Annotated in this window: 19 protein-coding genes; 15 read left to right on the plus strand and 4 right to left on the minus strand. The window is 63.2% G+C overall.

What is annotated here, in order from left to right:
• Positions 1-41 precede the first annotated feature (41 nt).
• From ACXHGZ_RS07010 to ACXHGZ_RS07020, 3 genes are all read left to right on the plus strand, one after another.
• Positions 42-338 carry a type II toxin-antitoxin system MqsR family toxin gene (locus ACXHGZ_RS07010; RefSeq protein WP_480463027.1) on the plus strand — a complete coding sequence of 99 codons (297 nt, stop codon included), beginning with the start codon at positions 42-44 and terminating at the stop codon, positions 336-338.
• Positions 339-341: 3 nt separating this feature from the next.
• Positions 342-743: a type II toxin-antitoxin system MqsA family antitoxin gene (locus ACXHGZ_RS07015; RefSeq protein ID WP_480463028.1), complete on the plus strand. Its 402-nt coding sequence runs from the start codon at positions 342-344 to the stop codon at positions 741-743.
• A 179-nt stretch (positions 744-922) separates the two neighbouring features.
• Positions 923-2,142, plus strand: a protein-coding gene (locus ACXHGZ_RS07020) for an IS3 family transposase (protein ID WP_416768414.1) whose coding sequence is annotated in 2 segments (ribosomal slippage) — positions 923-1,271 and positions 1,271-2,142 — 1,221 coding nt in all. Because the reading frame shifts where the segments join, the coding sequence is not laid out codon by codon here.
• Positions 2,143-2,207: 65 nt separating this feature from the next.
• Here ACXHGZ_RS07020 and ACXHGZ_RS07025 read toward each other — a convergent pair.
• Entirely contained in the window at positions 2,208-3,872 is a 1,665-nt protein-coding gene (locus tag ACXHGZ_RS07025; RefSeq protein WP_480463030.1) for an electron transfer flavoprotein-ubiquinone oxidoreductase, read from the minus strand.
• A gap of 547 nt (positions 3,873-4,419) precedes the next feature.
• On the opposite strand from ACXHGZ_RS07025, the gene ACXHGZ_RS07030 reads away from it, so the two are divergent.
• The 9 genes from ACXHGZ_RS07030 to ACXHGZ_RS07070 all read left to right on the plus strand — a co-directional run bounded on the left by ACXHGZ_RS07030 (position 4,420) and on the right by ACXHGZ_RS07070 (position 11,521).
• Complete coding sequence (locus tag ACXHGZ_RS07030) at positions 4,420-5,169, plus strand: electron transfer flavoprotein subunit beta/FixA family protein (protein WP_196145707.1); 750 nt, start codon at positions 4,420-4,422, stop codon at positions 5,167-5,169.
• Positions 5,170-6,099: an electron transfer flavoprotein subunit alpha/FixB family protein gene (locus ACXHGZ_RS07035; protein ID WP_480463031.1), complete on the plus strand. Its 930-nt coding sequence runs from the start codon at positions 5,170-5,172 to the stop codon at positions 6,097-6,099.
• A 77-nt stretch (positions 6,100-6,176) separates the two neighbouring features.
• Positions 6,177-6,998 carry a substrate-binding periplasmic protein gene (locus ACXHGZ_RS07040; RefSeq protein WP_480463032.1) on the plus strand — a complete coding sequence of 274 codons (822 nt, stop codon included), beginning with the start codon at positions 6,177-6,179 and terminating at the stop codon, positions 6,996-6,998.
• 9 nt (positions 6,999-7,007) lie between these two features.
• Positions 7,008-7,361, plus strand: coding sequence for a DUF4398 domain-containing protein (locus ACXHGZ_RS07045; protein ID WP_084854763.1), 354 nt, complete (start codon positions 7,008-7,010; stop codon positions 7,359-7,361).
• Positions 7,358-8,167, plus strand: a complete 810-nt coding sequence (locus ACXHGZ_RS07050) for an OmpA family protein (protein ID WP_084854762.1) — start codon at positions 7,358-7,360, stop codon at positions 8,165-8,167. Before ACXHGZ_RS07045 ends, ACXHGZ_RS07050 begins: the two co-directional genes overlap by 4 nt.
• A 338-nt stretch (positions 8,168-8,505) precedes the next feature.
• Positions 8,506-9,948, plus strand: a complete 1,443-nt coding sequence (locus ACXHGZ_RS07055; protein WP_084854761.1) for an aminotransferase-like domain-containing protein — start codon at positions 8,506-8,508, stop codon at positions 9,946-9,948.
• A gap of 61 nt (positions 9,949-10,009) precedes the next feature.
• Entirely contained in the window at positions 10,010-10,507 is a 498-nt protein-coding gene (locus ACXHGZ_RS07060; protein WP_480464007.1) for a hypothetical protein, read from the plus strand.
• A gap of 120 nt (positions 10,508-10,627) precedes the next feature.
• On the plus strand, positions 10,628-10,882 hold the full coding sequence (locus ACXHGZ_RS07065) for a YkgJ family cysteine cluster protein (RefSeq protein WP_480463035.1): 255 nt from the start codon (positions 10,628-10,630) through the stop codon (positions 10,880-10,882).
• A gap of 33 nt (positions 10,883-10,915) precedes the next feature.
• Complete coding sequence (locus ACXHGZ_RS07070; RefSeq protein WP_480463036.1) at positions 10,916-11,521, plus strand: START domain-containing protein; 606 nt, start codon at positions 10,916-10,918, stop codon at positions 11,519-11,521.
• 106 nt (positions 11,522-11,627) lie between these two features.
• On the opposite strand, the gene ACXHGZ_RS07075 is transcribed toward ACXHGZ_RS07070, so the two are convergent.
• On the minus strand, positions 11,628-14,135 hold the full coding sequence (locus tag ACXHGZ_RS07075) for an ABC transporter permease (protein WP_480463037.1): 2,508 nt from the start codon (positions 14,133-14,135) through the stop codon (positions 11,628-11,630).
• Entirely contained in the window at positions 14,135-14,818 is a 684-nt protein-coding gene (locus ACXHGZ_RS07080) for an ABC transporter ATP-binding protein (RefSeq protein ID WP_324817483.1), read from the minus strand. The genes ACXHGZ_RS07075 and ACXHGZ_RS07080 overlap by 1 nt, the downstream gene beginning before the upstream one ends.
• 10 nt (positions 14,819-14,828) lie before the next feature.
• Here ACXHGZ_RS07080 and ACXHGZ_RS07085 point away from each other — a divergent pair, with 10 nt between their 5' ends.
• The 3 genes from ACXHGZ_RS07085 to ACXHGZ_RS07095 all read left to right on the plus strand — a co-directional run bounded on the left by ACXHGZ_RS07085 (position 14,829) and on the right by ACXHGZ_RS07095 (position 16,844).
• Positions 14,829-15,434, plus strand: coding sequence for an arylesterase (locus ACXHGZ_RS07085; protein WP_084854755.1), 606 nt, complete (start codon positions 14,829-14,831; stop codon positions 15,432-15,434).
• Between the two features lie 58 nt (positions 15,435-15,492).
• A complete protein-coding gene (locus ACXHGZ_RS07090; protein WP_084854754.1) occupies positions 15,493-15,774 on the plus strand; it encodes a hypothetical protein in 282 nt (93 codons plus the stop codon).
• A 95-nt stretch (positions 15,775-15,869) separates the two neighbouring features.
• Positions 15,870-16,844, plus strand: coding sequence for a L,D-transpeptidase family protein (locus ACXHGZ_RS07095; RefSeq protein WP_224458595.1), 975 nt, complete (start codon positions 15,870-15,872; stop codon positions 16,842-16,844).
• Between the two features lie 156 nt (positions 16,845-17,000).
• On the opposite strand, the gene oprI is transcribed toward ACXHGZ_RS07095, so the two are convergent.
• Positions 17,001-17,252, minus strand: coding sequence for an outer membrane lipoprotei OprI (gene oprI / locus ACXHGZ_RS07100; RefSeq protein WP_003259780.1), 252 nt, complete (start codon positions 17,250-17,252; stop codon positions 17,001-17,003).
• Between the last annotated feature and the right edge of the window lie 190 nt (positions 17,253-17,442).

Below are 17,442 nucleotides of genomic sequence, written 5' to 3' on the forward strand. Positions count from 1 at the left end.
ATAACCTATTAGCTAAAAATAACCTGGAAGGTTAATTTCTCATGGAAAAGAGAACGCCTCATTGCCCGCTGGAGCGGGTGAGAACACTGGTTGCTGCCGGCAGGGTAATGCCTACGGCGAGTGCATTGAGGGGCGCTCTGGCCCTTGGGGTGGATTATCAAGCGATGCTCGAAGTGATCCAGTCGTTAGAGCGTAGGGACTTCTTCAAGAGCATGACGAGCGTTGCCGATCACCGGATCTGGCAAGACGTATATCGTCCACGGACAGGCGTCGGCTACGTTTACCTGAAATTGTCAGTGATCGACGACGTGCTCATCGTATCCTTCAAGGAGCTTTAAAACATGAAATGTCCGATTTGCGGTGGAGCAGAACTCGTCCCGGGCACTCAGGACATGCCGTACCGTTACCAAGGCGCGTCGACCCTGATCGAGAAGGTCAGGGGTGATTACTGCCCAGCCTGTGGGGAGGCGGTGCTCAGCCATGGCGAAGCGCAGCGCATCAGCGACGTGATGTCGGCCTTCAATCGCCAAGTCAATGCCGCACGTGTCGATCCGGGTTTCATCACCGCAGTGCGCAAGAAATTCGACCTGGACCAGCGCGAAGCGGGTGAAATCTTCGGCGGTGGCGTCAATGCTTTTTCCCGATATGAAAACGGCAAGACCAGGCCGCCGGTCGCCCTGGTAAAACTGTTCAAGTTGCTGGACCGGCATCCTGAACTGTTCGAGGAAATCAGGACGGCGTAGGAGTGGCCTTGTGCCGCGAAAGGGACGCCAAGCCTTGGCGATCAGGCAGGGTTATCGACCCCCCTGAGGCCGTCAGTCAGGTCGAATGAAAAAGCCCCCGAAACCGGGGGCTTTTTCATTGCTGCTGTCCCGTCCTGAATAAGGTTTACACCTCCTATCCCGATTTTCCGGAGAGCTAGATGGAGCAAGGTGTAAAGCGCACGCAGCGAGATTACTCGCTGTCTTTTAAATTGGCTGTCGTTGATCAGATCGAAAAAGGCGAGCTGACCTACAAACAGGCCCAGGCGCGATATGGCATCCAGGGTCGGTCGACTGTTCTGGTATGGTTGCGTAAGCATGGTCGGCAGGATTGGAGCCAAGGGGCGTCGATCCGGGCCGAGAGGAGCTGCGCGATGTCCGACCCTAAAACGCTCACTCCAGAGCAGCGGATCAAAGAGCTTGAACAGCAGCTTGAGTTAATGAGCCAGAAGGCTCAGTTCTTCGAGACCGTCGTTGATGTCCTAAAGAATGACTACGGTGTGTCGGTCGTAAAAAAGCGATCCGGCAAGTCCTCTCGCAAGGTCAAGTCGCAGGACTGAGCATTGCTAGGGCTTGTCAGTTTCTAGGCATCAGCCGACAGGCTTACTACAAACGTAATCGAGTTGCTGATAGCAAAGCGCGCCAGGCAGATCGGGTTGTCGAGTTTGTGCAACAAGTCCGGATGCGTCAGCCACGGCTAGGCACACGGAAACTGCACTATCTGCTGCGTTGCCAGCCTGATAGGCGGATTCAAGTTGGCCGAGACCGGCTGTTTGAGGTCTTGGGGGAGCGCCGTTTGTTGGTGCTACCCAAGCGGGCGTATCACAAGACGACACAGAGCTTTCATCGCTTCTATCGTCATCCCAACCTACTCAAGCCAGGCCCCAATCAGATTGTCCCATCAGGGCCAGAGCACGTGTGGGTGGCGGACATCACCTACCTGCCGGCCAGAAGCGGCCCACTGTACCTAAGCCTGGTAACAGATGCTTACTCTAGAAAGATTGTTGGCCATCATGTTCATGAGAGCCTGCATGCCGAGTCGGTTGCACAAGCCTTTAGACAGGCCCTGCGCAAACGGCGGCGTCGCCAGCCGTTAGTCCATCACTCAGACCGAGGCATTCAGTACTGCTCAGCGCTGTATCAGTCACTGCATGCACGGAACGGGGTCCAATGCTCGATGACTGACGGATATGACTGCTATCAGAACGCGCTGGCCGAACGGATCAACGGAATCCTCAAAACAGAGCTGCTGCTGAGCAATCCAGAAAATCTGGAGCAGGCGAGAAAGATGGTTGATGAGGCGGTGCAAATCTACAACACGGAGCGGCCTCACATGGCCCTGAAAAACAAAACGCCCGATGCGGTGCATCGGGCGTTTTGAGGCCTATCGGCCTACCTGAACAGGTGTAAACCTATTTCAGGACTAGACATGCGAGGGCAGGGCGCTTACATGTTCGGGTAGTTCGGCCCGCCTGCACCTTCAGGGGTGACCCAGGTGATGTTCTGGGCCGGGTCCTTGATGTCGCAGGTCTTGCAGTGCACGCAGTTCTGCGCGTTGATCTGGAAGCGCTTGCTGCCGTCTTCCTGGGTGACCACCTCGTACACACCCGCCGGGCAGTAGCGCTGGGCTGGCTCGTCGTACAGCGGCAGGTTGCTGGCGATCGGCACGTTCGGGTCGGCCAGCCTCAGGTGGCAGGGTTGTTCCTCTTCATGGTTGGTGCTGGAGAGGAATACCGAGCTGAGCTTGTCGAAGCTGAGCTTGCCGTCCGGTTTCGGGTAGTCGATCTTTTTCGAATCCGCCGCGAGCTTGAGGCAGGCGTAGTCCGGCTTGGTGTCGTGCAGGGTGAATGGCAGCTTGCCGCCGAACCAGTTCTGGTCGACATAGTTGAAGGCCGCGCCGAAGATCGGGCCGAACTTGTGCATGGCCGGGCCGAAGTTGCGGCTGGCATACAGCTCTTCGTACAGCCAGCTGGCCTTGAAGGCGCTGACATAGCCGTTGAGCGTATCGCCACCTTCGCCACCGGCGAGCAGGGCGTCGGCCACCGCGTCGGCCGCGAGCATGCCGGACTTCATCGCGGTGTGGCTGCCCTTGATCTTGGCGAAGTTCAGGGTGCCCAGGTCGCAGCCGATCAGCGCGCCGCCATTGAAGACCATCTTCGGCAGCGAGTTCAGGCCGCCCTTGCAGATGGCGCGAGCACCGTAGCTGATGCGCTTGCCGCCTTCGAGGTACTGGCTGATCACCGGGTGATGCTTCAGGCGCTGGAACTCGTCGAACGGCGACAGGTATGGGTTGGCGTAGGAAAGGTCGACGATCAGGCCGACCACCACCTGGTTGTTTTCCAGGTGATAGAGGAAGGAGCCGCCCGTGTTCTCGGCGCTCATCACATCCAGTGGCCAGCCGGCGGTATGCACCACCAAGCCTTGCTCGTGCTTGGCCGGGTCGATTTCCCAGATTTCCTTCAGGCCGATGCCGTAGTGCTGCACGTCGGCTTCGCTGTCGAGGTTGAAGCGCTTGATCAACTGTTTGCCGATATGGCCACGGCAGCCTTCGGCGAACAGGGTGTACTTGGCGCGCAGTTCCATGCCCGGCGTGTACAGGCCGTCCTTGGGGTTGCCTTCGCGGTCGACACCCAGGTCGCCGGTGATGATGCCACGGACCACGCCATTCTCGTCGAACAGCGCCTCCTGGGCAGCGAAGCCCGGGTAGATCTCCACGCCCAGGTTCTCGGCCTGCTGAGCCAGCCAGCGGCACAGGTTGCCCAGGGAAATGATGTAGTTGCCCTGGTTGTGCATGGTCTTGGGCACGAACAGGTCTGGGACCTTGGTCGAGCTGGCGGCATCCTTGAGCACATAGATGTCGTCGCGCTTGACCTCGGTGTTCAGCGGCGCGCCGAGTTCCTTCCAGTCGGGGAACAGCTCGTTCAGGGCGCGGGGCTCGAAGACCGCGCCGGAGAGGATGTGGGCGCCCACTTCGGAGCCTTTCTCGACCACGCAGACGCTGATCTCGTTACCGGCTTCGGCGGCCTTCTGCTTCAGGCGGCAGGCGGCGGACAGGCCTGCCGGACCTGCGCCGACGATGACCACGTCGAATTCCATGTATTCGCGTTCCACTGGTTCTCTCCTACTCAAGGCTCATCGCTGTTGCTTGTCTTGTCTTTTTGGGTGATGGAGGGTCATGCACGGCTGTGTAAGCTGTAGCTTCGTGGATGACGGACTACACCGCTTTGTCTTGGCCGCGCATTATATCTACACCACTTGGCGGGTCCAATACAAACGTTTGTTTGAATTTGCCGGAGCCCAGTAAAATCACTGGGACGCAGCTGGAGGCTGGCCGATTTGCCGTATTGACCGGATTGGGTGTTACGGTCAAGATACGAGCGGTTTTACGCTCGCCGTAGGCTGACCGCCGGGCGCAGGCGCACCCCTAAAGACCAGGCGTGGAGCAGGGTTTTCGGGCCGAATCCGGTTTTGTAGTGGAGTCTACACGCCACGACAGGAAATGACCCGTGGGTTTTGCCTGTGGAGTCGATACAAGACTGTTCGGTCATAGGAAATATCGTGCAGCCAGGAACGTTTTTAGAGGTGCCCTTGTACCCACGCGCAATCGCCGGGCCCGCCCCAGGCGACATTCTTTTCACCGGAGAGTAACGAGGAATCCATGAAGGTTCTTGTAGCTGTCAAACGAGTGGTCGACTACAACGTCAAGGTTCGCGTCAAGGCGGACAACTCCGGCGTCGACCTTGCAAACGTCAAGATGTCCATGAACCCCTTCTGCGAGATCGCCGTCGAAGAAGCCGTACGCCTGAAAGAGAAGGGCGTGGCCACCGAGATCGTCGCCGTTGCCGTCGGCCCGACCGCAGCCCAAGAGCAGCTGCGTACCGCCCTGGCCCTGGGTGCCGACCGCGCCATCCTGGTCGAAACCGCCGAAGAGCTGAATTCCCTGGCCGTGGCCAAGGCCCTCAAGGCCCTTGTCGATAAAGAGCAGCCGCAGCTGGTCATCCTCGGCAAGCAGGCCATCGACAGCGACAACAACCAGACCGGCCAGATGCTGGCCGCGCTGACCGGCTACGCGCAAGGCACCTTCGCCTCCAAGGTGGAAGTCGCCGGCGACAAGCTGAACGTGACCCGTGAGATCGATGGCGGCCTGCAGACCGTCGCGCTGAACCTGCCGGCGATCGTCACCACCGACCTGCGCCTGAACGAACCGCGCTACGCGTCGCTGCCGAACATCATGAAGGCCAAGAAGAAGCCGCTGGAGACTGTCACTCCAGACGCGCTGGGCGTCTCCACCGCTTCTACCACCAAGACCCTGAAAGTCGAAGCCCCGGCTGCTCGCAGCGCAGGCATCAAGGTCAAGTCGGTGGCCGAACTGGTCGAGAAACTGAAGAACGAGGCGAAGGTAATCTAAATGACTATCCTGGTTGTCGCTGAACACGAAAACGGAGCCGTTGCCCCGGCCACCCTGAACACTGTTGCCGCTGCCGCCAAGATCGGTGGTGATATCCACGTGCTGGTCGCAGGCCAGAACGTCGGCGGCGTCGCCGAAGCCGCCGCCAAGATCGCCGGCGTTGCCAAGGTGCTGGTCGCGGACAATGCCGCCTACGCCCACGCTCTGCCGGAAAACGTGGCACCGCTGGTTGCCGAACTGGGCAAGGGCTACAGCCATGTGCTGGCCCCGGCCACCACCAATGGCAAGAACATCCTGCCGCGCGTTGCCGCGCTGCTGGACGTCGACCAGATCTCCGAGATCATCTCGGTCGAATCGGCCGACACCTTCAAGCGTCCGATCTATGCCGGTAACGCCATCGCGACCGTGCAATCCAGCGCTGCGGTCAAGGTCATCACCGTTCGCGCCACCGGCTTCGACGCCGTGGCCGCCGAAGGTGGCTCGGCTGCCGTCGAGGCTGTCGGTTCCGTTCATGACGCGGGCAAGTCCGCCTTCGTCGGCGAAGAGCTGGCCAAGTCCGACCGTCCGGAACTGACCGCTGCCAAGATCGTCGTGTCCGGCGGCCGCGGCATGGGCAACGGTGACAACTTCAAGCACCTGTACGCCCTGGCCGACAAGCTCGGCGCTGCCGTCGGTGCCTCGCGCGCCGCAGTCGACGCAGGCTTCGTGCCCAACGATATGCAGGTCGGCCAGACCGGCAAGATCGTGGCGCCGCAGTTGTACATCGCCGTCGGTATCTCCGGTGCGATCCAGCACCTGGCAGGCATGAAGGACTCCAAGGTGATCGTTGCGATCAACAAGGACGAAGAGGCGCCGATCTTCCAGGTTGCCGACTATGGCCTGGTCGCCGACCTGTTCGAAGCGGTTCCGGAGCTGGAAAAGCTGGTCTGATCCGCCTGCTTCACTTATAAAGAAGCCCGGCCCTTGCAAGGGGGCCGGGCTTTTTTTCTGGTTGCAAGGAGTAACGCATGGAGTTTCGCAAAGCGGGCAGGGCGCTGGCCTGCATGGCGGCGTTGTTGTCGCCCATGGCGATGGCGGCAGGCAAGTGCGAACGCCTGGTGGCGACCGGCAGCCCGGATGCGCCGCCTTATTCCTGGCAAGACCCGAAGGATCCCAGGCACCTAATCGGTGCCAACGTCGACCTGCTGCGCCAGGTTGCCGGCGAGCTTGGCGTGTCGGTGGAGGTGCTGCACGCTGGCAAGCGCGACCAGGCCCTGGAGGAAGTGCGCAGCGGGCGCATGGACCTATTGATCGACACCCCGATGCAGATCGACCAGCTCAGTGCGCTGGACTATATCCACCCGCCGTTGCAGCTCAACGAGTACCTGGTCTGGACCCGGCACGACGGCAACGTGGTGTTCGATGGCCCAGCGGACCTCGCGCAATACCGCGGCAGCCTCTCCGAGCGGGCTCGCCTGACCCCGGCGTTCGAGGCGTTCGCCAAAGCCCAGCTCAAGCTGGAGCCTGCGCAGAACCTGACCCAGGCCTTCCAGAAGCTGGTGCTGGGCCAGGTCGACTACGTGCTGGCCGGGCGTTACGCCGGCATGGGGATGGTCCAGGGCCTGGGCATGGGCAATGAGCTGATCGCTCGCGGCCTGCCTGTGGATCGCCCAGGCCTGTACCTGGCCGTGTCGCACAACTCGGCCTGCAATGACGCCTGGCTGCGCGGACAACTGGCGAAAAAACTGACAGAATTGCCGATTTCCGGGGCGTCCCAGACTGTGCTGCAGCGTAATGTCGAACGCTGGAAGGCGCAGATGCAGGCGCCGCTGGACGCCCCCAAACAGTAGGAAGACTGCGTGAGAACCCAACCCCTGATCCTTGCCCTGGCCGTGCTCGGCCTGGCTGGCTGTGCCAATGACCCGGCGCCCAACGAACAGATGCGTCTGTCCGAGCAGGCCCTCGAGCAGGCCCGGGCCGTCGGCGCCACCGAGCAGGTGGCGGAACTGAAGCTGGCCGAAGACAAACTGGCCCGGGCCAAAAGCGACATGCTCACCGAGGACTACCGCGACGCCCGCCTGCGCGCCGAACAGGCCGAGCTGGATGCGCGCCTGGCCGAGGCACGGGTGCTGACCCAGAAAAGCGAAGAGCAACTCGATGTGCTGCAGTCGCGGGTCAAGCGCCTGCGCAAGCAACTGGAGGTGCAGCCATGATGCGTACGTCTTCGATGGCCGCACTGGCACTGCTGGCGCTGGTCGGGTTGCAGGGCTGTGCCAGCCAGCGCAGCGAATCTGCGCTGAACGAGGCCAATGCCGCCTTCCAGAAGGTCAAGGACGATTCCGATGTACTGCGCAGCGCGCCGCGGGACGTGATTCGCGCGGGTGAGTCGCTGGCTCGCGCCGAGCGCCTTTCGAGCTACATCGGCACCGGCTCCGATGTGCGTCACTACGCCTACCTGAGCAAGCGCTACAGCGAGATCGCCAGCGAGCATGCCAAGCTGGCGTTGAACCAGGAGCGCCTGGCCAAGCTGGATCTGGAGCGCCAACGCCTGCAGTTGGCCCTGCGCGAGGCCAAGCTGGCCAGCGTGCAGCAGCAAGGCAAATGGGTCGAGGCGCAGATCGCGGCGTTGACCTCCGAGCAGAGCGACCGTGGCCTGGTCATGACCCTGGGGGACGTACTGTTCGACACCGGTCGTGCAGAGCTCAAGACATCCGCCAGCCGTACCGTGCTCAAGTTGGTCCAGTTCCTCCAGCTCAACCCGCGCCGGGTGGTGCGGGTCGAAGGCTATACCGACAGCACCGGTGCGCCCCAGGACAACCTCAAGCTGTCCCGTGACCGCGCCCAGGCGGTGGCCGACATGCTGGTGGACCTGGGTGTCGACGACAAGCGCATCCAGGTCGAAGGCTACGGGGACCAGTACCCGATCGACGCCAATGCCTCCGAACGTGGACGGGCGCAGAACCGCCGGGTGGAAATCGTCTTCTCCGACGACAAGGGCAAGCTCGCGCCTGCGCGTTGATGCCGGCTCACTCCCTGTAGGAGCGGGCTTGTCCCGCGAACAAGGGCGCAGCCCTTGCCGTGCAACTGCGATGGCAGGGGCGCCCCAATCGCGGGACAAGCCCGCTCCCACAGGGTCAGCGCTATCCGATGGTTCTATGGGTGGCGCAGGTCCGCAGCATTTCGATCCCCGATGCATTCGTCGGCGGCTGCTTGGTTCGTTGATTCTGTAGCTATTACTCGGCTGTACGGTTGACTATTCTGCAATCTGTCCCAGTACACTTGGCAACTGTTACGGTATTCTGACTCCGCTTTGAGTCGCACAAGAACAACGAACCCGTCAGCGTTTCGAGAGCTACCATGACCAACCTGCTGCTGTACCAGCGCATTGCCCAGCAACTGGCCGATGATATCCGCCGGGGCGTCTACCAGCCCGGCGAGCGTGTCCCCTCGGTACGCAAGATGAGCGCCCAGCTCAACGTCAGCCATGCCACGGTACTGCAGGCCTATGCCAACCTCGAGGACCAGGGCCTGATCCGCGCGCGGCCGCAGTCAGGCTACTACGTGCACCAGACCCCCGCACTGACCGCGCAGACCCCGGAGATCGCCAGGGTCGAGCGGCCCGGGCTGGTCACCCGGGCGAGCATCATCCAGCAGGTACTGACCGAGGCGCGGCGGGACGGCGTATTTCCGTTCGGCGCGGCGGTGCCGCATGTGGACTACCTGCCGGTGCGTGCGCTGCATCAGCAATTGGCCAAGGTCACGCGCTTCCACAGCCCGCGGGCCTTCAGCTACATGTTCAGCCCCGGCTTCGAGCCGTTGCGTCGGCAGATCGCCATCCGCATGCGGGATGCCGGCGTGTTGGTCGACCCGCGCGAAGTGGTGGTGACCCATGGCTGCGTCGATGCCCTGCAGATGTCGTTGCGGGTACTGACCCGCCCCGGTGATCTGATCGCCGCCGAGTCGCCCACCTACTATGGCCTGCTGCAACTGGCCGACCTGCTGGGGCTGAAGGTGATCGAAATTCCCAGCGACCCTTCCACCGGCATCAGCCTGGAAGCCCTGCAGTTGGCGGCCAACCAATGGTCGATCAAGGCGCTGGTGCTGACCCCGCGCCTGAGCAACCCCTTGGGCGGCACCATCCCGGAAGACCGGCAGAAACAACTGCTGCGCCTAGCATCGGACTTCGATATCCAGATCGTCGAGGATGACATCTATGGCGAGCTGATGTTCGAACAGGGGCGGACCAAGGCGCTCAAGGCCTTCGATCGGCTGGACCGGGTGATTTATTGCTCGAGCTTCTCCAAGACTCTGTCGCCTGGGGTGCGTGTGGGTTGGATGATCGCCGGTCGCTACCAGGATGAGATCCAGCGCCTGCAGACCTTCACCACCCACTCGGCCTGCAGCGTGACGCAAATGGGCGTCGCCGCCTATCTGGAGAACGGCGGCTACGACCGCCACTTGCGTTACATCCGCCAGGAGTACCGCAAGAACCTCAGTGCCTATCAGCTGGCGGTGCAGCAGCACTTCCCGGAAGGCACACAGATGACCCGACCGACCGGCGGCTTCATCCTCTGGGTCAGCCTGCCTGGGCGGGTCAATACCCAGGAATTGCACGTGCGTGCGCTGGAGCAAGGCATCAGCATCGCGCCAGGGTTGATCTTCAGCAATACCGAGCAGTTCAACCACTGCGTGCGTCTCAACTGTGGTATCCCCTGGAACAAGGAATCCGAGCGGGCAGTGATGACCTTGGGGCTGTTGGCCCACCAATTGTGCAAGGCGTCGACCGGGTCACTGCTGTAGGCTTGCCAGCTGTCACCGGAACAGGGAGCATAAGCATCTTTCCACCATGCTCCCGATGTCCATGAAAGCGCTGCGCTCTCTTGTCCTTTCGCTGTGCCTGGCGCCCCTGTGGCTGGCCAGTGGCCTGTCCCATGCCGCCCAGTCGACCGCCCAGCCCTCGGCCCATACGCAGGCCGCTTCGCCCAAGCCGGTGCGCAAGCAGGCGGCGCACACGTCCAAGGCGGCGACCAAGGCGCCTGCCCGCGCCAAGTCGAAGTCCTCGGTCAGGGCGGCGCGCAAGAAACCTCTTGCCAAGTCGGTGACCCAGCCCCTGCCCAAGCCGAAACTGGACCTGAGCCTGCCGGCTTCAATGGTGGAGAACCTCGAGCCGGAGGTGGGTGATCCGGTTGCGCGGCGCAAACCGTTGCTGCCTTCGATGTTCCCGAGCAAGCCTGTCAGCGATGACAGCCCGTTCCAGCTCAATGGGCGGCTGATCAACAATGAGATGCAACTGCAGCTTCGCAACGACAGCCGTCATGACGTGGAAGGCGCGGCCATCGATTTCGAGTTTCGTCAGTAGCGCATGCAACTGACTGCCGGGTCACGGCACATTTCATCCGTTTCGCAATTTCAAACGTGTGTTTGAGCGGTTACTATCCAGGGACGTTCGTCCCGTTTTGCTCCTGGGAGTCCTGTTTTCATGAAATGCCGAGAGGGTTGTGGCGCCTGCTGCATTGCACCTTCGATCAGCTCGCCGATGCCGCGTATGCCCAAGGGCAAGCCGGCAGGCGAGCGTTGCCTGCACCTGACCGCGGCCAACCTCTGCGAACTGTTCGGCAAGCCTGAACGCCCAGCGGTCTGCGGTGGTTTCAAGGCCGATGTGGAGGTGTGCGGCAGCGATCGCGACGAGGCGATCAGGATTCTTGGCTGGTTGGAGCAGATGACGGCGGCGTGACAGGTTGGATCTTCGACAACAAGGAACAAGACGATGAGATCGATCAAGCGTATTGCATTGCTGTGTGGCATGGGCGTCCTGCTGTCGCCGGCGGCCTGGGCCGAGAACTGGCAGGTGGCCAAGGACGAGGACGGCATCAAGGTTTCTCTCAGTGAAGTGCCGGGCTCGAAGTACAAGGCCTACCAGGGCGTTACCGTGGTCAAGGCGCCGCTGGCCAAGGTCAAGGCATTGCAGGAGGACGTGGCCGGCGCCTGCAAGTGGATTCACGAATGCAAGACGCAGAAGCTGCTCAAGCAGGAAGGCGACCAGAGCTGGACCTATACCCAGTTCAATACACCTTGGCCGGTCACGCCGCGCGACTCGATCCTGCACGTGACCACCACCCAGCAAGCCGATGGCGGCCTGACCCGCACGCTTGAGGGGCAGCCGAAATACCTGCCTGAAGAAAAGGGTTTCGTGCGGGTGGCCCAGGTCCAGGGCTTCTGGAAGCTCGTGCCCAAGGGCGACAGCACCGAAGTGACGTACCAGGTGCATACCGAGCCTGGCGGCAGCGTGCCCTCGTGGCTGGCCAACAAGTTCGTGGTCGATGCGCCGTTCAATACGCTCAAGGGCTTGCGTACCTTGGCCGAGAAGCCTTGACGGCGCGTTGACAGCCTCCCATCGCCTGTTCTGGCCAATGGCCGGCAAGCCGACTCCCGCAAGTATGGCGGTGTTCTGAAAACAGCGCAGGGCAGGTGGGAGCTGGCTAGCCCTCGCGCAATACTGTCAGTGGGCTGGCATTGAGTGCCCGGCGGGTCCCGACCACGCCGGCGCCACCTACCAGCAACGCACCCGCCAGCGGCAACAGCAGCAGCCAGGGGTGTGGTGTCCAGGCCAGGTCGAAGGCGTACCGGTACAGCACCCCGGTAATCACCTCGCAGCCCAGCGCTGCCAGCAATCCGCTCACCGCCCCGAGCAAGCCGAATTCGATCCGCCTCGCCTTGACCAGCAACGGCCGTGCGGCCCCCAGTGCCCGCAGCAACGCGCCTTGGCGAATGCGTTCGTCGAGCGTCGCCTGGAGCCCCGCGAACAACACCGCCAACCCGGCCGCGAGCACGAACAACAGTACATACTCCACCGCCAGGGTGACCTGGGCCAGGATGCTGCGCAGCTGCGCCAGCAAGGCATCGACCTGAAGAATCGTCACGGCTGGAAACGCCCGCGACAGGGCGACCACTTCGGCGTCATGCCCCGGTGCCAGATAGAAGCTGGTCAGGTACGTGGTGGGTAGGCCCTGCAGGGTGCCGGGCTGGAAGATCATGTAGAAGTTGGGCTGGAAGCTGTCCCAATGCACCGTGCGCAGGCTGCTGACCCGTGCCTGGCGCTGCTGGCCGCCGATATCGAAATCGAGGACATCACCGAGCTTGAGCTTGAGGCTTTCGGCCAGCTGCGCCTCCACCGAAACCCCAGGCAGCCCGTCGTTGTCCGGTGGTGCGTTCCACCAGGCCCCGGCGCTCAGGGCGTTGCCCTGGGGCAGTTCGGCAGCCCAGGTCAGGCTGAGGTCGCGCTGCACGGCGCGCTCGCCGGCGGACTCCTTGCTCACCAGCTGGCGCACTGGCTGCCCGTTGATCTGGGTCAGGCGACCTGGGATCACCGGGTACAAGGGCGCCGAGCTGGCATTGATCGCTTGCAGGCGCTGGGCGAAGGGTTCGCGTTCGCCAGGCAGGATATTCAGGGCGAAATGGTTGGGCGCATCTTTGGGCAGCTGTGCCTGCCAGGTGTCGAGCAACTCGCCGCGCAGCAGGGCGACCACGGCCATGGCCAGCAGGATCAGGCCGAAGGCCAGGGCCTGGCCTGCCGCAGCCAAGGGATGGCGCAACAACTGGCCCAGGCCCAGGCGCCAGGGCAGTGGGGCGCCGGCCAGCAGGCGACGCAGGCTGCGCAGGCCGAGCAACAGCAGGCCGCCGAGCAGCAAGGCGGCAAGCAGACCGCCGCCGAGCAACGCGAAGGTCAGCAGCAGGTCGAGGCTCAAACGCCACATGATCAGGCCCAGGGCGAGCAGGGCGGCGCCGTACACCAGCCAACTGCTCGGCGGCATCGGCAACAGGTCGCGGCGCAGCACCCGCAGCGGTGGCACACGCCCCAGGGCGGCCAAGGGGGGCAGGGCGAAACCGGCCAGGGCCACCAGGCCGGTGCCGACCCCGGCCAAGGCGGGGGCGACGCCGCCGGGCGGTACGTCCCCCGGAACCAGGCCATGCAGCAGTGCGAACAGGCCCAGTTGCGCCAGCCAGCCGAGCAGGGCGCCGACCAGGGCCGCCACCAGGCCCAGCATGGCCAGTTGCAGGCAATACAGGCCCAGGGCCTGGTGGCGTGACAGCCCCAGGCAGCGCAACAGTGCGCTGGCGTCCAGGCGGCGGGCGGCGTAGCGGCTGGCCGACAGGGCCACGGCAACGCCCGCCAGCAGCACCGCCACCAGGCTGGCCATGTTCAGGTAGCGCTCGGCCTTGCCCAGGGCACCGCCGATCTGCCGGTTGCCGTCGCGGGTGTCGAGCAGGCGCTGGTTGGCTGCCAGGCCTTTTTCCAGCCCTTGCCGGTACTGCATCAACGCTTGCGGTGTACCGCGCCACAGCTCGCGGTAGCTGACCCGGCTGCCGGGCTGTATCACGCCCGTCGCTTGCAGGTCGGCGATGTTCATCAGCACCCGAGGCGTCAGGCTGTAGAAGTTGCCGGCGCGGTCCGGCTCGTAGGTCAGCACCCGGGTCATGCGCAAGGTCTTGCTGCCGACATCGATGCTGTCGCCAATCGACAGCCCCAGCGCCACCAGCAGGCGCGCCTCTACCCAGGCCTCGCCGGGTGCGGGGCCGCCCCCCGGGGTTTGCGCGCCGTAGGGCGTGGCGGCACTGCGCAGTTGGCCGCGCAAGGGGTAGGCCGCGTCGGCGGCCTTGACGCTTGACAGCTCGATGCCGGCGTCCGCGCCGACCACGCTGGTGAACTCCACCACCTGTGCGTGTTGCAACCCAGCGGCCTTGCCGGCGGCAATCTGGTCTTCGCGCGCCGGGGAGCTGCCTTGCACGACCAGGTCGGCACCGAGGAACTCGCTGGCACGCAGTTGCATGGCGCCGTTCAGGCGCGCCCCGAAATAGCCGATGGCCGTACTGGCCGCCACGGCGACCAGCAGGGCGAAGAACAGCACCCGCACTTCGTTGGCGCGGGCATCGCGCAGCAACTGGCGCAGGGCCAGGCCGACCAGGCGGGAAAAGGACAGGCGGGTCATCAGGGCTCCAGGGGCGCCACCAGGCGGCCGGCATCCAGGCGGATCAGGCGACGGCAGCGCTGGGCCAGGCGCTCATCGTGGGTGACCAGCACCAGGGTGGTGCCGCGCTCCTTGTTCAGTTCGAACAACAGGTCGCTGATGCGTTCCCCGGTGTGGCTGTCGAGGTTGCCGGTGGGCTCGTCGGCGAACAGCACGGCCGGCTGGGCAGCGAAGGCCCGGGCGATCGCCACGCGCTGCTGCTCGCCGCCGGACAACTGCCGCGGCGTATGGCTCAGGCGCTTGCCCAGGCCAACCCGCTCCAGCAGGCTGCGGGCGTGCTCGCGGGCATCGCGGCGGCCGTCCAGCTCCAGCGGCAGCATGACGTTCTCGAGCGCATTGAGGCTGTCGAGCAACTGGAACGACTGGAACACGAAGCCTACATGCTCGGCCCGTACCCTTGCGCGCTGGTCCTCGTCCAGCGCGCCCAGGTCGTGGCCGGCGAGGATGACCTTGCCGGCGCTGGGCCGGTCGAGGCCGGCGAGCAGGCCGAGCAGGGTCGACTTGCCGGAGCCCGAGGCGCCGACGATGGCCAGGCTGTCGCCTTGCTCGAGGGAGAGGGAAAGCGCGTGCAGGATGGTCAGGTCGCCTTCCGCGCTGGGGACCACTTTGCTAAGGTGCTGCGCAACGAGAATGCTGGGGCCCATGGAGAATCCGATGCGAGTGTGGTGGTTGAGTGCCGGTCTGGCCCTGTATTGCCTGGCCCAGACTGCGGCGGCGGGTACACTGCTGGTCGTCGGGGATAGTATCAGCGCCGGTTTTGGCCTGGATACCCGCCTGGGGTGGGTGGCCCTGTTGCAGCAGAAGCTCAAGGAGGAAGGGTTTGACGATCGGGTGGTCAATGCCTCGATCAGTGGCGACACCAGCGCAGGCGGCCAGGCGCGGCTGCCGGCGCTGCTTGCAGCCCACCAGCCGAGCTTGGTGGTGCTGGAGCTGGGCGGCAACGATGGGCTGCGTGGCCAGCCGCCGCAGCAATTGCAACAAAATCTTGCGTCGATGATCGACCAGGCCCGCGAGGCCGGTGCCAAGGTGGTGTTGCTGGGCATGCGCTTGCCGCCCAATTATGGCGTGCGCTACACCCAGGCGTTCGCCCAGGTCTACGAGCAGCTGTCGACCCAGAAACAGGTGCCGCTGGTGCCGTTCTTCCTCGAAGGTGTTGGCGGCGTGCCGCAGATGATGCAGGCCGATGGCATCCATCCGGCCCAGGCTGCGCAGCAGCGTTTGCTGGAAAATGCCTGGCCGGCGATAAAACCGCTGTTGTGACGCTTTTATCGGGAGCGGCTTTCGGCTAATGTTGCGCCCCCCGTTTCGAGAGCCCCCGATGCCACGCCCCGCCTGGTCCTTGTATGCCTATCAACTGATCGAGCCCGATGAGCAGCTCGACCTGTTCGCCTGCCAGGAGGTTCGCGTTCACCTGGTGGCTCGCCAGCTCGAGCTGGGCGTGCCGGCCGACCGCACCTTGTGCGGCGGCCTTCTGCCTGCGCAACCGCGTTGGTCCGGGGTGGAGCGCTCGGTCTATCGCGATGGCCGCCTGTGCCCGTTGTGCCGGGCAATCCTCGATGCCCAGCGGCGCGGCATGCGCCCGGTGTGGCCGGAACTCTGAGCGCCTTCCATCATCTGAAGCGCAGACGCCTCCCGCTTGTACCGGCGCAGGTGTACAATCGATTCTCTTGACCTCTCTTTCGAAGGATTTACCGGATGTTGCCGCGCCTTCCCGCCGTCACCCGTAGCCTCTCCCTGGCCGCCCTGCTGGTAGCGGGGCCCACCGTTGCGCTGGAGTTGCCATTGCCACCTCCCGGTGAAGACATCGTCGGCCAGGTCCAGGTGATCAAGGCCAAGTACGAGGACACCTTTGCCGATATCGGCACTGCCAATGACCTTGGCTACACCGAGATGATCGCGGCCAACCCAGGCGTCGACCCGTGGCTGCCGGGCGCCGGCACCGAAATCATCCTGCCGACCCGCTATATCCTGCCGCCGGGGCCTCGTGAAGGCATCGTCATCAACCTGGCCGAGTACCGTCTGTACTACTACCCGAAAGGGCAGAACGTGGTGCACACCTTCCCGCTGGGTATCGGGCGCGAAGGTTGGGGTTCGCCGATCGCCAACACCAAGATCACCGCCAAGACCCCGAACCCGACCTGGACACCGCCGGCCTCGATCCGTGCCGAGCATGCTGCCGATGGTGACATCCTGCCGGCCGTGGTGCCTGCTGGGCCAGACAACCCGCTGGGGCCGTTCAAGTTCACCCTGGGTGTGCCGGGCTACCTGATCCATGGCTCGAACAAGAAGTTCGGTATCGGCATGCGTACCAGCCACGGTTGCTTCCGTATGCTCAACAACAATGTGCTGGAACTGTCCAAGATGGTGCCGGTGGGTACGCCGGTGCGTATCATCAACGAGCCCTACAAGTTCGGCATCAGTGGTGGCAAGGTCTATCTCGAGGCGCACACGCCATTGGACGATCATGGCGATCCGTCGGTGGTGGATAAACATACCGCTGTCATCAATGCCTTGCTCAAGCGCGAAGACTTGGCCAACAACCTGCGCATGAACTGGGACATGGTGCGGGATGTGGTGGCGGCCGAAGATGGCATGCCCGTGGAAATCGCTGTACCGGTCAGCGGGCAAGCGGCGCCGATGGTATCGAGCATTCCGCCGGAGCTGCAGTAACGACGTTGTGTTTAACAGGGCCGGTGCCCGGTTAAACCCTCTCCAGCGAGGCCTGCCTTAGTGCAGGCCTTGTTCGTTTTTGCGCTGTGCTTTTCACCCAGCAATAAAAAAGCCGACCCACTAGTGGGTCGGCTCCATAACAATCCGTGAGGATTATTACTTACGGCTGGCTTTGTCCAGCATGCGCAGAGCGCGCTCGTTGGCTTCGTCAGCGGTCTGCTGAGCCTTCTGAGCGGCAGCCAGAGCGTCATCAGCCTTACGGTAGGCTTCATCGGCACGGGCTTGAGCGCGAGCTGCTGCGTCTTCGGTAGCAGTCAGGCGAGCTTCGGTTTCTTTGGAGACGCTGCTGCAACCGGTAGCCAGAACTGCGGCCAGGGCCAGAGCAGAGAATTTCAGAACGTTGTTCATCGTGTTCCCCTTCAAGGACTTTCTATTAAATAGCCATCTCTCGGAAAAGAGAAACTGGCCGGCGTACATAGTACCCATTACTTGTAGTAAGTAAACTGACTGAGCGCAAGAACTGCAAAAAAAATGTTGCCGGAGGGGAGAAGGTGACAACCTTTGTATGGGCAGTGTGAAAATTTTGCGCAGCCTTCGC

The sequence above is a fragment of the Pseudomonas shiyinii genome, assembly GCF_056725765.1.

Coding starts and splice junctions, on each gene's coding strand:
- ACXHGZ_RS07090 (WP_084854754.1), top strand. CDS start 15,493: ATGCCACGCCCCGCCTGGTCCTTGTATGCCTATCAACTGATCGAGCCC.
- ACXHGZ_RS07075 (WP_480463037.1), bottom strand. CDS start 14,135: ATGACCCGCCTGTCCTTTTCCCGCCTGGTCGGCCTGGCCCTGCGCCAG.
- ACXHGZ_RS07085 (WP_084854755.1), top strand. CDS start 14,829: ATGCGAGTGTGGTGGTTGAGTGCCGGTCTGGCCCTGTATTGCCTGGCC.
- ACXHGZ_RS07095 (WP_224458595.1), top strand. CDS start 15,870: ATGTTGCCGCGCCTTCCCGCCGTCACCCGTAGCCTCTCCCTGGCCGCC.
- ACXHGZ_RS07035 (WP_480463031.1), top strand. CDS start 5,170: ATGACTATCCTGGTTGTCGCTGAACACGAAAACGGAGCCGTTGCCCCG.
- ACXHGZ_RS07060 (WP_480464007.1), top strand. CDS start 10,010: ATGAAAGCGCTGCGCTCTCTTGTCCTTTCGCTGTGCCTGGCGCCCCTG.
- ACXHGZ_RS07080 (WP_324817483.1), bottom strand. CDS start 14,818: ATGGGCCCCAGCATTCTCGTTGCGCAGCACCTTAGCAAAGTGGTCCCC.
- ACXHGZ_RS07050 (WP_084854762.1), top strand. CDS start 7,358: ATGATGCGTACGTCTTCGATGGCCGCACTGGCACTGCTGGCGCTGGTC.
- ACXHGZ_RS07030 (WP_196145707.1), top strand. CDS start 4,420: ATGAAGGTTCTTGTAGCTGTCAAACGAGTGGTCGACTACAACGTCAAG.
- ACXHGZ_RS07010 (WP_480463027.1), top strand. CDS start 42: ATGGAAAAGAGAACGCCTCATTGCCCGCTGGAGCGGGTGAGAACACTG.
- ACXHGZ_RS07070 (WP_480463036.1), top strand. CDS start 10,916: ATGAGATCGATCAAGCGTATTGCATTGCTGTGTGGCATGGGCGTCCTG.
- ACXHGZ_RS07015 (WP_480463028.1), top strand. CDS start 342: ATGAAATGTCCGATTTGCGGTGGAGCAGAACTCGTCCCGGGCACTCAG.
- oprI (WP_003259780.1), bottom strand. CDS start 17,252: ATGAACAACGTTCTGAAATTCTCTGCTCTGGCCCTGGCCGCAGTTCTG.
- ACXHGZ_RS07065 (WP_480463035.1), top strand. CDS start 10,628: ATGAAATGCCGAGAGGGTTGTGGCGCCTGCTGCATTGCACCTTCGATC.
- ACXHGZ_RS07040 (WP_480463032.1), top strand. CDS start 6,177: ATGGAGTTTCGCAAAGCGGGCAGGGCGCTGGCCTGCATGGCGGCGTTG.
- ACXHGZ_RS07055 (WP_084854761.1), top strand. CDS start 8,506: ATGACCAACCTGCTGCTGTACCAGCGCATTGCCCAGCAACTGGCCGAT.